Consider the following 15,492-nt stretch of genomic DNA (forward strand, 5'->3'; position numbering starts at 1 on the left):
TATGTCAAACAAAACCTCCAAAACACTCCTAGGAGCCGCATTCCTGATGGCAACCTCAGCCGTCGGCCCCGGCTTTCTGACGCAGACAACTGTCTTCACCCAGCAGCTTACAACAAGCTTTGGCTTTATCATCTTGCTGTCGGTCATTATCGACCTTTGCGTCCAATTCAACATCTGGCAAATCATCACTGTCTCCGGAAAACACGCTCAGGATCTCGCCAATGCATTATTTCCCGGCTTGGGTTACTTACTTGCATTCCTGATCGTGATCGGCGGGCTCGCCTTCAACATCGGCAATGTCGCCGGCGCGGGATTAGGCATCGAAGCCATGACAGGTGTCTCAGTAGAAATCGGAGCAGTCACAAGCGCAGCCATCGCAATCGCCATTTTCTCATTCAAAGAAGCCGGCAAAGCCATGGACAGTTTCGCCAAAATCCTCGGCTTCGTCATGATCGCATTAATCATCTATGTCGCTTACATAACCATCCCGCCTTTAGGCGAGGCGATCCAACACACATTCATCCCAAAAAAATTTGATTCGATTGCCACCCTGACTTTAGTCGGCGGAACAGTGGGAGGATATATTTCATTTGCCGGGGCGCATAGGTTGCTGGATTCTGGGATGAAGGGCGAGAAAGATCTGGGAAAGGTCAATCGAAGTGCTTCGACAGGGATTTTGGTCACTGCTGTGATCCGGTACCTTCTGTTTTTGGCAACTTTGGGGATTGTGGTTGGTGGTGCCCATATCAATCCTGAAAATCCAACCGCTTCGGTTTTCGAAAATGCGGCGGGTACTTTTGGAAAGCAATTATTCGGGCTGATGATTTGGAGCGCGGCCATTACTTCTGTGGTCGGTGCGGCTTATACCTCCGTCTCATTTTTAAGATCCTTTCATCCGCTTCTCGAAAAATACCATACCTATGTTACCATCGCTTTCATCGCCGTTTCTACGCTCATTTTCCTTTTTGTAGGCAAGCCGGTAAAAGTGCTGGTGTTTGTCGGGACATTAAATGGTTTTGTTTTGCCGGTCGCATTATCAATTTTATTGGTAGCAAGTCGTAAATCGAGGCTGGTTGGCACTTATAAACATCCGCTGGCATTGCAAATTGCGGGTTGGGGAGTGGTATTGATTTTGGCGATAATGGGTGCCGGATTATTTTAAAACTAAATTTCAAATATGCGCAAGCTTTTACTTTTCTGTTTTGTCCTATCAATTTCCAATCTGGCAATCGCTCAAAAACCCAGAGAGCTGATTATCAAAATCAATGCAAATGACAAAGCCCAACGCATTGACAATTTCGGTGCCGCCGGAGCATGGTTTTCCGAAGGTATTGGCAAAAACTGGCCATTCGAAAAACGGGAACAATTGGCAGAATGGCTTTTCAGTAAAGAACTGGACGCAAAGGGAAATCCAAAAGGCATTGGCCTATCCGCCTGGCGTTTCAACATCGGCGGCGGCTCAGCCGAGCAGGGCGACAGCAGCGGCATCGTGGATTTCCGTAAACGCGTAGAATGCTTCCTGAAACCTGACGGAACCTATGATTGGACAAAACAATCGGGCTACCTCTGGTTTACCAAAAAAGCAAAAGAATATGGCGTCGAAAACCTGATCGCTTTTTCCAATACACCACCGGTCCAATTCAACAAAAATGGTTTGGGTTACAAAACGGAAAAGGATTACCAGGCGAATTTGAAACCGGATAAATATGGGGATTATGTGCAGTTTCTGGCGACGGTTTTGCAGCATTTTGATAAAGAAGGCCTGCATTTCAACTACATCAGTCCAGTTAATGAGCCGCAATGGGATTGGTCGCATCCTTATGGCAAGGGTTCGCAGGAGGGAAGTCCGTGGCGCAATGAGGATATCGCCAAAGTTGTCCGCGCATTGGATAGTACCTTGACCAAAACCGGTTCAACTTCAAAAATATTGATCACAGAAGCAGGACAGCTGGATTATTTGTATGGAAAAACAGGCGGCGCGGCCAATCAAACACAGCATTTCTTCCAAAAAGGCAGTCCGCTGCAACTCTGCAACCTCAAACACGTCCCCAATCTCATCGGTGGCCACAGCTACTTCACCGACAAAGGCGACAGCGCCCGCATTGCCATCAGAAAGCAGGTAGCAGACACCACCCGAAAATACGGCGTAGAATTCTGGCAAACCGAATATTCCATGCTCGCCGACGGTTACCGTGAAGGCAAAACCGGCAAAATCCCCGCCATCGATTGCGCCCTGTTCCTCTCCAAAGTCATCCACGACGACCTCGTCTACGGAAACGCCGCCGCCTGGCAACTCTGGAACAGCTGGGAACCCGGCAGCCCCGATTTCGACACCCGCTACTACCTCATCGCCCTCAACCCCGCCAACAAAGAATACACCGACGGGGCGGTAACCGCCACTAAAAATCTATGGGCGCTAGGGCATTACAGCAGATTTATCAGACCTGGAATGCATCGGCTTAATGTTGGTCGCAATGATAAGTTGACTCCCGAGCAGATCGCCGAGGATGTGATGGTAACTGCTTACACTAGTGAAAAGCAACTTGTTTTAGTAGCGATCAATTATACTTCCGCAGAGCGGGTTTTGAAGCTGGATTTGGCTGATTTTAGAGTGAAGAATGAGTTTCAGAGTTACGTGACTACCGGGGAGAAGGATGTAAATATGAAGTTTGGGAAGGGTAAAGATTGGCGGGATGGAGTGAAGGTGCCGGGGAGAGGGTTGCTGACGGTTCTTTTGGAGATGAGGTGAAGTACGTGGCGTAGCAATTGGTCGTAGCCAAGAAATCATTAAATTTGAACTATGCAGAAAAAGGAAAAGCACAAAAAATAACACGCCCTATTTCTAATCTGGAAATACTGCTACTTAACGGTCCTGTCGCATCAAATGAAGAACTCAACATCATTGAAGAGAACCGGAAAGCAATTAATCCATGGCGAAAAAAACAGGATCGGATTTTATAATAGATGAATTAACCAATAGTATCCGGGACGTAAGTACCGGTGAAAGTTTTAACACTGAAATAAGTTTTCTTCAACGAGCAGATATCAAAATTGTTACTAAGAGCAACGGCTGGCTGTTTAATTGGAAGTACGAATTGCTGCAACCCGGGCGAGACATTTACAAACTGACAATCAAAGGAAATCCGACCATTCAGGGATTGATCAGTTTAGAGATCAAATCTGACCACGTTTACATGCATTTGGTTGAGAATGCTCCTCTCAATAAAGGCGAATCGAAAGTGTATGCTGGTGTTGCGGGCAATCTGGTTGCATTTGCCTGTAAGCTTTCTTTCGAGTTGGGGCACGAAGGGAACGTATCATTTGTTTCCAAAACGCAGCTCATTGAACATTACGAAAAGACATTAGGCGCTTTTCACTTTGGCGGTAGAATGATGGTTATTGAAACCAATTCAGCTTTAAAACTAGTAAATCAATATTTCCGAAATCAATAATATGGAAACGCAAAAACATGAATTAGACGTCGATTTTATTGGAGGAGAAAAGCCACTAACCGAAGCAGAGGAAAAAGCTTTAAGCGAACATTTCAAAAAACAAAAGCTGAACAAAAGCCACAAAACGGCATATTCAAAGACTCAGCAGCCGTCAAGAAAGATCATTGCCTGACTTTGCTATCATAATATTTTGCTAAAAAAAAGACGCTCGCTGCGTCCTTTTCGCATTTCCCTACCCCTGCTTCCCAAACTCCGAAAGATCCCTCAACAACATCTTAATAATTTCAGTACTGTAAAGTGCCTCTAACTTGAGTTTTTCACTCGGGTTACATCCGTTGCCAGGAGAAAAGTAGCGCAGGATAATGTCATTGTGCATTCGCGTGACGTCAATGAGGTCGACATCACGCGGTGTATGAGACTAAAAAATGGTTTAACCGCCGTCCGCAGACGGCCCAGCGCGCCTTGTTCCCGATCCCGCCGAACGAGCTGGGCAAAAACAACCAATTTGAAACAAAATCCGGGATACTGGTTGTTGTCCTGTTAAGTTAGGTAATGTAACCCTGCCCGCGAACTTTGATGTTTGCGGGCAAGTTTTTTTGACCTAATTTGGGTGATTGTTGAACAAACGAATAGCAGAAAGCATGTTTTCAAAAGAAACCTACATACAGCGGAGACAAATATTAAAGCAGAAAGTCGGCAGCGGCGTCATCCTTTTGATCGGGAATGAAGAATCCGGGATGAATTACCGGGATAATGTCTACCCGTTTCGCCAGGACAGCACGTTTCTGTATTATTTCGGTTTGGATGTGGCGTCGATTCATGCGGTGATGGATATCGACAATGACCAGGAAGTGATTTTCGGGAATGAGCTGACGATCGATGACATTGTCTGGACAGGACCGAAGGAATCGCTGGTGGATAAAGCAGCGAAAGTTGGCGTGACGCAGGTAAAGCCTTTGTCCGCGATTGACGGTTATTTGAAAGGTGTCTTAGCTAAAAAACAAACCATACATTACCTGCCGCCCTATCGCGGCGAACATTACCTGCAGTTACAGGAGTGGCTGGGCATTTCGCCTGCCGAAGCCGGGCAAAAGGCTTCTGTCACATTGATCAAGTCCGTCGTTTCGATGCGTTCCTACAAATCAGAGGAAGAAATCGCGGAGATCGAAAAAGCCGTGAATACCTCGGTAGATATGCACCTGGAATTCATGCGCAATACCCGCCCTGGTATGACTGAAAAAGGTTTGGCAGGAAAGCTGCAAAGCATCGCGATCAGTCAAGGCGGCGACATTTCGTACCCGGTGATCATGACGGTAAACGGCGAAATCCTGCACACCCACGCTCGTGACCTCGCTATGCAAGACGGACAAATGAGCCTCTGCGACGCAGGAGCAGAAACGGCCATGCGCTACTGCGGCGACTTAACCCGCACGATTCCAACCGGTAAGAAGTTTACAACATTGCAAAGAGAAATGTACGAGATCGTGCTGAATGCACAGAAATCGGCCATTGATGCTTGCAAACCCGGTATTTTATATAAAGACGTCCATACGCTGGCGGCAACGAAATTATTGGAAGGTTTAAAATCATTGGGCGTCGTAACCGGCGATCCTGCCGAAGCTGTGGCAAACGACGTGCATACCCTATTCTTCCAATGCGGCCTCGGTCACATGATGGGCATGGACGTGCATGACATGGAAAACCTGGGCGAGCAATATGTAGGTTACACCGACGACCTGAAAAAAGGAACCACATTCGGCTGGAAATCGCTGCGATTGGGACGTGCATTAGAACCGGGTTTTGTGGTCACTATCGAGCCAGGCTTATACTTAATCCCAACATTGATTGATCGCTGGAAAGCTGAAAATAAACTTTCGCAATTTGTAGATTACAACAAACTGGAAATGCTGCGTGATTTCACGGGTATTAGGATTGAGGATGATATCGTGATTACGGAAGATGGCAACCGCGTGCTTGGGAAGCATTTACCGAAGGAAGTGGACGAGGTGGAGGCGTTGCGATGAAAATGATCGATCTTCAGATTATTCCAACCGAACTTTTACAGACTTACCTGGCCGATTTTGACAATCAGGTTCAGCTAAGGTTTGATAGTCTGACGGATAGCGAATTAAGTCTGGAGACATTCAGCTTTTACAATTCTGTTTCAGCCGTTTTTTCTTCAAGAATTGAGGGCGAACAAATTGAGCTGGATTCATACATTAAGCACAGGAGATTCGGTGTAAAATATTTGCCGGATTATACGAAGAAGATTGATGATTTATATGAAACCTATCTTCTCGCTCAGCTACATTCTTTGAATGAGAAGACGGTTTTGGAAGCGCATGCGCTGCTTACGAAACATATCCTGCAACCGTCAGGACAGGGAAGATACAGGACCGGCAATATGTTTGTCTTAACCAAAGATGGAAGGATGGAATATGTTGCTGCCTCGCCTGACAAGGTTGCCAGCGAAATGTCCAGTTTTTTTCAGGATTTGAAAATGCTGCTGGAAATTGATCTCTCCTTCGCAGAAACAATGTTCTTCGCCTCAATGATCCACCTGGTTTTCGTCAAAATCCACCCGTTTGAAGACGGAAACGGCAGGACTGCGCGGTTGTTGGAAAAATGGTTTTTGGGTCAAAAGCTGGGAGAAAAAGCCTGGTATGTCCAATCCGAAAAACTGTATTATGACCAGCACTATGCTTACTACCAGAACATTAGAAAGCTTGGTCTTGAATATGATTTTCTGGATTATGGTAATGCGCTGCGGTTTTTGAAGATGTTGCCGGAGGCTTTGACAAACCAGTGAGTGCGTAGCTAGACAATCGACATAAATTCCTAAATTTGATGCATGCCATCTAAAGTCAACATATCATTTGACAAGCTAGTCGAAGCCGCGAAGACTCTTCCAAGGAGTCAGTGGAAGCAGCTTAAGAATGAGGTTGAAAATGAAAGCGACCAAAAAAAAGCAAACATTGATCTGGAAGCTTTACTTTTAAATGGTCCTACCGCCACCAAAAAACAACTCAACACGATAGATAACAACCGGAAATCTATCAATCAATGGCGAACAAAGTCTTAATGATTGATACTTCCATTCTGATTGAGTTTTACCGAAAGACCGATAAGAAAGCGGATCTTCTTATTACGGAAGCTGCCATTCGCAACTTTAAATAGGAAGTATGTCGAACGACACGCTCACACTGGTAGATTAATTACTTCCCTCCCCGACTCCATCCCTCAAAAACTGCCCTCTGCAAGGCATCCGCATTCTCCATCGGCGTGATCGTAAATGGCTTTTCCATTTTGGTCGTAGTAACACCATCTTTCGTCTCCGAAACCTCTTTCGGTGCGGTATCAATGTCTAATCCGGCGTATCCAAAATACTTTTTATAATCGGGCTCGGCGGTGGTGTAGATGTAGCTGAATAGTTCTTCCAACGGGTTTCCAGCCACTTCCGTAATCGTTTCTCTCAATTCATTTTCTGAAAAGCCGCGCTTTTTCTTGATATAAAAATCATTGTAAAGCTTCCGCATTACATCGTCCAATGATTTTTTGTTCTGGGTTTCGTGGCGGATCGCGAAATCGAAAAGGAGACCTACGATTGGGCCTTTTTGATATACTGAGATGGTTTTATTGACGGCATCGCCGGTGCGGCCGAAGGGGCCATCGGCCCAGGTTTCGGCGCTGGCCTGGGCTAATGTCTGGTAAAGTCGGCCGGGTTTATTTTCGACATTGGAGATTTGTCTTTTGAAGAAATCGAACATCTTTTCGGTCGTGTACAGGCCTGCTTCTTTCAGGATAATTGGCTCGTAATAAACGGTTAAGCCTTCGGATACCCACAGCAAATTGGTTTTGCTGCCATTGTCATAGTCAAATGGCCCCAGCTCGATCGGGCGGATTCTTTTGACATTATAATGATGAAAATATTCGTGGGTGATAAATCCTAACATACCGTCCCAGCCACGGGAATTGAGGAGGTCGCCGCTGAAACTGATTGTGGTTGAATTCAAATGCTCGATACCGCCCTGGCCGGGGCCGATTCCAATGAATGTGTAATGTTTGTAAGGAATGTCGCCGATCAGTGCGGAGGCTTTTTCGACGATCTTTTGAATGTTGGCCATTAATTTAACCTTGTCAAAATCCCCCAGCTTGTAGCCAATGAAGCGATGCGGAATACCTTTGACAAAAAATGGCGGCAGTTCTTCCAGGTTACCTACCAGGATCGGGCTATCATAAAGAATGTCGAAGTCGGGCGCGACGTAGGTAAATTGCTCTTTTTTGACTGAATCCAGGCCGGTTGCTACCCGGTTCCAATCCTTAAATGGTTTTACGATTACCTCAGCGGGCAAGTCAATTTTACCGGAAACATAGAGAAATGTTGCAGCGGGAATAATGTAACCATGCCCCTCGTCAAGATAACTCGTGGCGACGAACTGCCTGGTCGTTTTCACATCGTAATCCAGGGAAATCTGCTTAATCCCTTTGATCGCGATGGTCCAGCCGGTCCTGCCCGCGCGCGTCCATGTCAGTGCATTTCCTTTTTCATCTTTGGGTGTAAAGTTCTGAACATTAGCAGCGTAGTCCATCAGCTGGTAATATCCAGGCGTCCAGTCCGGCATTTTCAGCAGCAGGCTGTCCGACTTTTCGGGCTTATATTCCAGGTTTACGTGAAAGGTGTGACTGGCCGGATCGTCCATTGAAACCGTGTATTTCAGCGGCTCTTTGGCAAAGGACATCCCGGCCAGAAATGCAAAGCAAATGGTTAAGCATTTCATCATTATTCCAGAAAATGACTACCGGCCGACGCTGTTGGCTGGACGCGGTTTTGGCAATTCTTTCCGCGGGATTTTCTGGTCCATTTGTGCGGTGTTATAAACAAAAGCCGCCACAACAGTCGCCATCTGTTTCAAATCATCCATCACCAATCTTTCGAAGGTGTCCATATTGGTGTGGTGCGTGCGGGTTCCGTATTCGATGCCGTCCTGGATAAACTGGAAGCCGGGTAACCCCAGCGCGTCGAAGCTCTGGTGATCAGTGCCGCCGGTGTTTCGGGAAGTGATCGTCGGGTGGTCGATAATGTCGGAGAACGAGGCAAGCCATTTTTCGAAGATCGGGCGGGGGCCTTCGTTGCCTTGCAAATAAATTCCACGGATGCGGCCGGTACCATTGTCAATGTTATAATAAGCCGACAGTTTTTCGTGTGCAGGAAGCAATTTCATCGTCTGCGGGTCGCCAAAGGTATTTTTGACATAGTTCCTTGAACCGTGCAAGCCCTGCTCTTCGCCAGACCACAATGCAATGCGGATCGTTCTTTTGGGTTTCAAACCAGCCGTTTGCAAAATTCTGATCGCTTCCAGCATGACCGTACAGCCAGCAGCATTGTCAGTCGCGCCTGTAGCGCTATGCCATGAATCCAGGTGGCCGCCGAGCATGACTATCTCATCTTTCAGCTTGGGATCGCTGCCTGGGATTTCTGCGATCACATTGCCCGTTGTCAGTTTTTTATCATAAAAAGTAGTCGCAGATTCCGCTTCCAATGTGACGGGAATGCCGCTTTCAACCAGACGCGCGATCAATCCTGCGTGCTCCGGTGCAATCTCAAAAGCCGGGCCTGCCACGGGCGAATCGCCTCGGTAAGATGCACCGTTGCTCGTGAAGAATGTTCCCTCTTTTCCGTTACGGCCAGCCAGTTCGAGCTTGATTTTCTGTGTTTTTAAAGTGCTGTCGACTTTGGTCCGGAACGAGCGCATTACCCGAATCCGCTCCATTTGCTCGGCAGTAAAATTACCTTGACCGAATGGTGCAGAATCCGCCATTTTATCGAGTTCCTCGGCCGTGTAGCGTTTGGCGTCGGCCGTGAAACTTGGATCGGTATCAGCGGTGCCTTTGGTCAGTACTATTTTTCCACCCAGCTTGCCGTCTGCGTATTTCTTTAAATCTTCTTCATTCTGAATATCAACCACCGCTACTTCACCGGAGATAGGCCCCGAAGTACCGGAAGTCCAGGCTTTCGGAATACCGATCAGCGGCATATAATAGGGCTTGGTCATTGCCAGATAGCTTTTATCGACCTGCCAGCCTTTGCCAAATTCGCCCCACTCCTGGATAGCCGCATTTTTTAACCCCCACTTTTTCAACTCACCTACCGACCATTCCGCAGCCCTCTGAAAGCCAGGCGAATTAGTCAGCCTTGGCCCGGAAACATCCGTCAAATGATGCGCGATCTCCTTGACCTTTGAATTTTCAAGTCCTTCCTTGCGGATCTTCGCGAGCGCAGCCTGGTCTATGTCCTGCGCGAACAAAATGCCCGGGCAAAACAGCAGTAGTGAGTAAAGTGTTGATTTCATAGGAGTTATGTTATGTCAATGGTTGTAATTTCTTTTTTGCCGATCATATAATAGACCGGAATTCCGAGCAGTACAATGATCAATCCCGGCCAGGTATATTCGGGTTTGTAAATAATCAATAACACACAAAAGGCCACGCCCATCAGAATGTAAATGATCGGCAGTACAGGATAACCGAATGCTTTGTAAGGTCTAGGTGCATCCGGCATTTTTTTTCTCAATATGAATATTCCGATAATGGTCAACATATAAAACACTACCACCACGAAGGAGATCATATCCAGCAGGTTCCCATACTTCCCGCTCAGGCTCCACAAACAAGCCACGACACATTGTATCCACAAGCCGAATTCAGGCACCGAGTTTTTGTTAAGGGTCGCCGTCTCTTTGAAGAACATTCCGTCTTTGGCCATGGAATAATACACCCGTGCTCCCGACATAATAAGCCCGTTGTTACAGCCAAACGTGGAAATCATGATCATTATCGCGATAATAATTGTTCCGGAGCTGCCAAAAATAACCTGCGACGCAGTTACCGCAACTCTGTCCTTATCTGATGAAGCGATTTCCTGAAGAGACAAAACTCCTGTGTACATGACATTCGTCATCACGTAAATCACCGTCACAATGATCGTCCCTAATGCAAGACTTAACCCAATGTTACGCTGAGGATTCTTTATTTCTCCCGCTATAAAAGTTACATTATTCCAGGAGTCGCTGCTGAATATCGAGCCCACCATGGAAGCGGCGATAGCGCCAAATGCTGCAATGGTCGTGTAGGACTCGACACTGCCGTCGATGCTTAATTTATGCAGGTCCCACATCGTGGCCGAATCCCAGTTGGCGGCCCATATTTCGGGTTTCATGAAGATCAGCCCGAAAACAATCAAACCAAGAAGGCTCAGCAACTTGGTCAGAGTGAATGTGGTTTGGATGACTTTCCCGCCATTGACACCACGTGTATTGATAAACGTCAGCAGTACAATGAGCACGAGCGAGAGCAGCTGCGCCGGGGATATTTTGAGAAAACCCAGATTGATCGCCACCAGATCCTCGCTGAACATCGGCAGCAGGTAGGCGGTAAACTTCGCAAAAGCCACCGCGACGGCTGCGATCGTGGCAGTTTGGATCACCGTAAAAAAACTCCACCCATAAAGAAAGCCTATCAACGGGTTGTAGGCTTCTTTGAGATACACATACTGGCCGCCCGCTTTCGGGAACATGGCGCTTAATTCGCCGTAGCTGAGCGCGGCGGTCAATGTCATAAAGCCTGTGATCAGCCACACAAACATCAGCCAGCCGACGCTGCCGGTGTTGCGCGTAATGTCGGCGCTCACGATAAAAATCCCGGAACCGATCATACTGCCGGCCACCAGCATGGTGGCATCCACCAGCCCGAGCGAGGGTTTGAACGAAGTTTTTTCAGATGTTTCAACAGTACTTTCGAGTGACATATCAGGTTAGGATTGGTTCGGCGGTTTTTACGGAAATGTAAGCTACGATATTATTTGAAACTATAAAACTTCCATTTGGTTTTAAAATCGGCATTTAGAGGCTGGTTCGTGAGTGTCGCCCTGACCATTTCGATGGGCATATTGTTCTCCCGCATCACGGCTTCGTGGAACTGCTGGTAGGTCATTTTGCCGCTTTCGACCAGTTCTTTTTTCAGGCTAAAAATTTGCAAACCTCCGATCAGATAGGCGATCTGATAGAGCGGGCCGTAATTTCCCTGGAATGATCGCCGCACTTCGCCTTCGGCATTGGCCCGCTCGTGACCTACCCGGTCGACCAGGAAGTCGATACATTCCTGCGGTGTCCATTTGCCTAAATGATAATTCAATGAGAAGATGATCCTCGCGCAGCGGTGCATCCGCCAGAATAGCATTCCTATTCTTTCCTCGGGCGTTTTGGCGAAGCCTTTTTCGTAAAGCAATAATTCCCAGTATAATGCCCAGCCTTCCGTCCAGAACGGCGTGCCGAACTCGTCGCGGTAGGGTTTGTAGCGGCTGCGCATGTAGTATTGCAAATGGTGGCCGGGAACCAGCTCGTGGTGAACCGTCGATCGCGAGAAATAGGGGTTGTTGCCGCGCATGCTCATCAGCTTATCCTCGTGCGCCATGGTGTTGGTCGGATAGGAAATGATAATGTCGCGACCACCGAGGAAGAACGGATTAACAAGCTGGCGTTCAGGCGACATCATTTGCATTCCCCAGGTTTCGTCTGCGATTTCGGGGTAATCGTACAGGTTATTTTTGGTGATAAATTCTTTGGCATCATTGTACAGCTTCATGATCAGTTGCGATTGCTGACCGGCTGGGACGTAGCTGTTTTTTACCTTCTCCTGGGCCTTTTTCCAGTCGGTACCGAAGCCCATTTCCTGGCTGGCTTTCAATAATTCCTTATCGCACCAGGCAAATTCCTTGTTCGCCAGGTCGATCAGTTCTTCGGGGGTATAGCTGATCATTTCCACGCCCAGTTGCCGGATCAGCTCGTCGCGGCCGATGGGGGTGCCTTTGATGCCGCTTTTGTCTTCTTTTTGGGTGGTATTGAGTTTTCCTTTGGCTTTGATGGCTTTGGCGTAGGCGATCAGGGCGCTGTCTAAGGTTTGATACGGCTTGGGTACCCACCAGGAAAACAGGGGATCGTAGCCGTTATAAAATTCGTAAGTCGCTTTCAGGCGGATTTCGATGCCGGTAACTGCTTCCTCGCCACGGTTGGCCAGCGGCATGTCGATGGATTCTACTTTTTTGAGGTTTTCGGCTGATTCCTTGACGACTTTCAAAAGTGCATTCAGCTCGCTGGCCACCTTTTCTCCGTCCACATTATTTCCGCGGCGGCGGCTTTTTTCGAGGTCGTAAATTTTATCTGCGAACGGGATGTATTTGCTGATTTGCGTGTATTCCTTTTCTTCGTTGGCTAATGTCAGTACGTGGTCGTCGATATTTCGTTTTAACAAAATGTAGTCGACTTTTCCGTAGATGCTCATGGCGTTGAAATCGACTTTTGAGAGTTTATCGAGATAACTTTTGTCGATTTCATTCAACCTTTTGCGCTGCTCGGGGGAATTGAGGGCGGGTTGCGGGGATGCAAAACCTCTGCCTCTGACGAGTTGCGGGGCATAGAAGGATTCAACGGCGCGAATGTCCTGGGTATACTGGATCACCAGGCCTGCCACTTCGCTGGTTTGTTCGTAGAGGTTGAATTTTGATTTTGGGGTTTGGGCAAATGTGCTGCCGGCAAGCAGTAATGTTAGGACGAGAATTTTGTAATGGTGTCGCATCTATGTTTTTTTAAGCCATGAATACACCGCAGCGGCGGACCGTGAATTTGCACGAATATCGACACCAATAAATGTCAGTCGTATCTTTCCGGATTGTATAGACTGATGTCGAGGGCTGTCTCAGACCTGTCTGCCAGTTCCGCCACTACCTTGCCGGTCGCTGGCCCCAGGCTGATTCCCATCATGCCATGTCCGCCTGCTACGATCAGGTTTTTCAATTTTTTAGAATAACCCAAATAGGGCAGCCCGTCCGGCGAGCAGGGGCGGAAACCGTACCAGATCTCTTCCTTGGCAGGCAAAGCCACATTCAATTCGGGATAATATTGCGGGATGGCATTTACGATACCTTCCACGCGGTTCATATTGATCTTGTTGTTCAAAGGTGCCAGCTCCATCGTCCCGCCAAAGCGTACCTGGCCATTCATTGGCGTCACCGCCACTCTTGCCTCGATCAATAATGCAGGATGCACGATCGGATGTGTGGCGTTCGGCTCCATGAAGGAATAACCTTTTCCCGGCATGACGGGAATAGAAAGTCCGGCCAGCTTTGCGAGCTGCGGCAGCCAGGAGCCGCCGGTCATAATCACAATATCGCCTTCTATATTTCCTTTGGAAGTCCTGACGGATTTCACTTCCGAATTCTGAATGTCGTAGCCCGTTACTTCCGCATTTGTGATTACTTCGGCACCTTTTTCTTTGATACTTTTCAGAAGCTGGTTGAATAATGCGGTCGGGTACAAATGGGCGTCGCAATGGTAATGTACCGCGCCAGCTACATCCAGCTGCACGCCCGGCTCGATGGCCTGGACTTGCTCCCGGGAAAGCATTTCGACATCCAGTCCCAGTTTTTGTGCGTCTTTTCCGACGTGTATCTCTTCTTCACCGGCTTTTTCGGTTTTGTAGAGCATTAAAATGCCTTTCTTTTCAAGACCGAAATCGAATCCTTCTTCTTTGGCAATGTCCTCGTACAGCTGCTTGCTCAGCAAGTGATAGTCGCGCAAATGTGGCGCGGCGCGTTCGACGGCTGCCGGGGTGGCGCTTTTAATAAATTTCAGTCCCCAGGAAATCAGGGAAAAATCGAGGGAAGGTTTTACATAAAAAGGGCTGCGGCTGTTGAACATCCATTTGATCCCCTTCGAAACCATTCCAGGCGCCGCCAAAGGAATAAAATGGCTTGGTACGATCATCCCGGCATTGCCATGCGAACAGTTGTCCGACAGATCACCCTTGTCCAAAAGCGTCACCTTCCAGCCACTTTTCAGCAGGTAATAAGCCGAAGCCAAACCCATAATTCCTCCACCGATGATAACCGCCTTTCCTTTTGTAGCGCTCATTTTGTTTTAAATAACCTGAAATCCATACGCATACGGATCTTCTTCGTCGTCGATAAAAATATTGTTATAACCCGTCACCACGGCCCAGCCTTCGATGCCGGGAATGATGGCCGGCTTTTCTCCGATTGTCACTTCATCCTCTACCGTCCCGATGAATTTGGAACCGATAATGCTCTCGTGGATAAACTGGTCACCTTTTTTCAGCTTGCCTTTTGCGTGCCATTGGGCCATTCTTGCAGAAGTACCGGTGCCGCAGGGAGAGCGGTCGATAGCCTTATCTCCGTAGAAAACGGCATTTCTGGCGGTAGATGTTTCGTCTAAAACTGCTCCGGCCCAGAGAATGTGGCTGAGGCCATTGATATGTTCATTTTCGGGATGGACAAATTTGTACTGCTCATTCATGCGCTTACGCAGCACCCGCGACCAACTGATAAGCTGATCGGCGGAGTAGTTTTCCAGACCTTTGAAATTCTCCTGCGGATCAATGATCCCGTAGAAGTTACCTCCGTAGGAAACGTCGATCTTTAATGTGCCCAGATCAGGACATTCCACAGTCAGGTTTTCGGCGGCCAGGAAAGATTTAATGTTGACCAGCTTGACAGAGGTTACCCGCTTGCCTTCCTGTTTATATTCAACCAAAACCAGCCCCGCAGGCGTTTCCAGCCACAGCTTTCCGGGAATTTTGGGAGTTACCAGTCCTTCCTGGATCGCAATGGTAACAGTACCGATCGTGCCGTGACCACACATGGGCAGACAGCCGCTGGTTTCAATGTAAAGCACGCCGATATCATTCGCCGGATCGACGGGCGGGTACAGAATGCTTCCGCTCATCATATCATGCCCGCGCGGCTCGAACATTAAGCCTTTGCGGATCCAGTCAAATTCTCTCAAAAAATGCAGCCGGCGCTCCATCATGCTGTTTCCATCCAGCAAAGGTCCCCCGCCAGCGACGACGCGCACCGGGTTGCCGCAAGTATGGGCGTCTATACAAAAAAAGGTTTTACGCATGTTTTATTTAGCTGTTGGCTATCTCTCCGGATTGAAATCCGGAGTTATGATATTTGTCGCCCCGCTGG

Annotated in this window: 13 protein-coding genes; 7 read left to right on the top strand and 6 right to left on the bottom strand. The window is 47.9% G+C overall.

Annotated elements, in window-relative coordinates; translation table 11 throughout:
- Window position 1 precedes the first annotated feature (1 nt).
- From AC1XUF_RS14380 to AC1XUF_RS14410, 7 genes are all read left to right on the top strand, one after another.
- The gene (locus AC1XUF_RS14380; RefSeq protein ID WP_483342491.1) at window positions 2-1,162 is read left to right on the top strand and encodes an NRAMP family divalent metal transporter; all 1,161 of its coding nucleotides are present in this window, start codon (window positions 2-4) and stop codon (window positions 1,160-1,162) included.
- Between the two features lie 15 nt (window positions 1,163-1,177).
- Window positions 1,178-2,749 (top strand): glycoside hydrolase, encoded by a 1,572-nt coding sequence (locus tag AC1XUF_RS14385; protein ID WP_483342492.1) that lies wholly within the window; start codon window positions 1,178-1,180, stop codon window positions 2,747-2,749.
- 181 nt (window positions 2,750-2,930) lie between these two features.
- Window positions 2,931-3,452 carry a hypothetical protein gene (locus AC1XUF_RS14390; RefSeq protein ID WP_483342493.1) on the top strand — a complete coding sequence of 174 codons (522 nt, stop codon included), beginning with the start codon at window positions 2,931-2,933 and terminating at the stop codon, window positions 3,450-3,452.
- Between the two features lies 1 nt (window position 3,453).
- Window positions 3,454-3,624, top strand: a complete 171-nt coding sequence (locus tag AC1XUF_RS14395; protein WP_483342494.1) for a hypothetical protein — start codon at window positions 3,454-3,456, stop codon at window positions 3,622-3,624.
- Window positions 3,625-4,093: 469 nt separating this feature from the next.
- Complete coding sequence (locus AC1XUF_RS14400; protein WP_483342495.1) at window positions 4,094-5,476, top strand: aminopeptidase P family protein; 1,383 nt, start codon at window positions 4,094-4,096, stop codon at window positions 5,474-5,476.
- Window positions 5,477-5,478: 2 nt separating this feature from the next.
- Window positions 5,479-6,261, top strand: a complete 783-nt coding sequence (locus tag AC1XUF_RS14405) for a Fic family protein (protein ID WP_483342496.1) — start codon at window positions 5,479-5,481, stop codon at window positions 6,259-6,261.
- A gap of 42 nt (window positions 6,262-6,303) precedes the next feature.
- Window positions 6,304-6,534, top strand: a complete 231-nt coding sequence (locus tag AC1XUF_RS14410) for a hypothetical protein (protein WP_483342497.1) — start codon at window positions 6,304-6,306, stop codon at window positions 6,532-6,534.
- Between the two features lie 133 nt (window positions 6,535-6,667).
- On the opposite strand, the gene AC1XUF_RS14415 is transcribed toward AC1XUF_RS14410, so the two are convergent.
- The 6 genes from AC1XUF_RS14415 to AC1XUF_RS14440 all read right to left on the bottom strand — a co-directional run bounded on the left by AC1XUF_RS14415 (window position 6,668) and on the right by AC1XUF_RS14440 (window position 15,424).
- Window positions 6,668-8,233 (bottom strand): M61 family metallopeptidase, encoded by a 1,566-nt coding sequence (locus AC1XUF_RS14415; RefSeq protein WP_483342498.1) that lies wholly within the window; start codon window positions 8,231-8,233, stop codon window positions 6,668-6,670.
- Between the two features lie 15 nt (window positions 8,234-8,248).
- Window positions 8,249-9,802, bottom strand: coding sequence for a M20/M25/M40 family metallo-hydrolase (locus tag AC1XUF_RS14420; protein ID WP_483342499.1), 1,554 nt, complete (start codon window positions 9,800-9,802; stop codon window positions 8,249-8,251).
- Between the two features lie 5 nt (window positions 9,803-9,807).
- On the bottom strand, window positions 9,808-11,256 hold the full coding sequence (locus AC1XUF_RS14425; protein WP_483342500.1) for an APC family permease: 1,449 nt from the start codon (window positions 11,254-11,256) through the stop codon (window positions 9,808-9,810).
- Between the two features lie 50 nt (window positions 11,257-11,306).
- Window positions 11,307-13,082: a DUF885 family protein gene (locus AC1XUF_RS14430; RefSeq protein WP_483342501.1), complete on the bottom strand. Its 1,776-nt coding sequence runs from the start codon at window positions 13,080-13,082 to the stop codon at window positions 11,307-11,309.
- A gap of 74 nt (window positions 13,083-13,156) precedes the next feature.
- Entirely contained in the window at window positions 13,157-14,416 is a 1,260-nt protein-coding gene (locus tag AC1XUF_RS14435; RefSeq protein ID WP_483342502.1) for an NAD(P)/FAD-dependent oxidoreductase, read from the bottom strand.
- Between the two features lie 6 nt (window positions 14,417-14,422).
- On the bottom strand, window positions 14,423-15,424 hold the full coding sequence (locus AC1XUF_RS14440; protein WP_483342503.1) for a 4-hydroxyproline epimerase: 1,002 nt from the start codon (window positions 15,422-15,424) through the stop codon (window positions 14,423-14,425).
- Window positions 15,425-15,492 lie beyond the last annotated feature (68 nt).

Source organism: Dyadobacter sp. HNCC25DJ185, assembly GCF_056895195.1.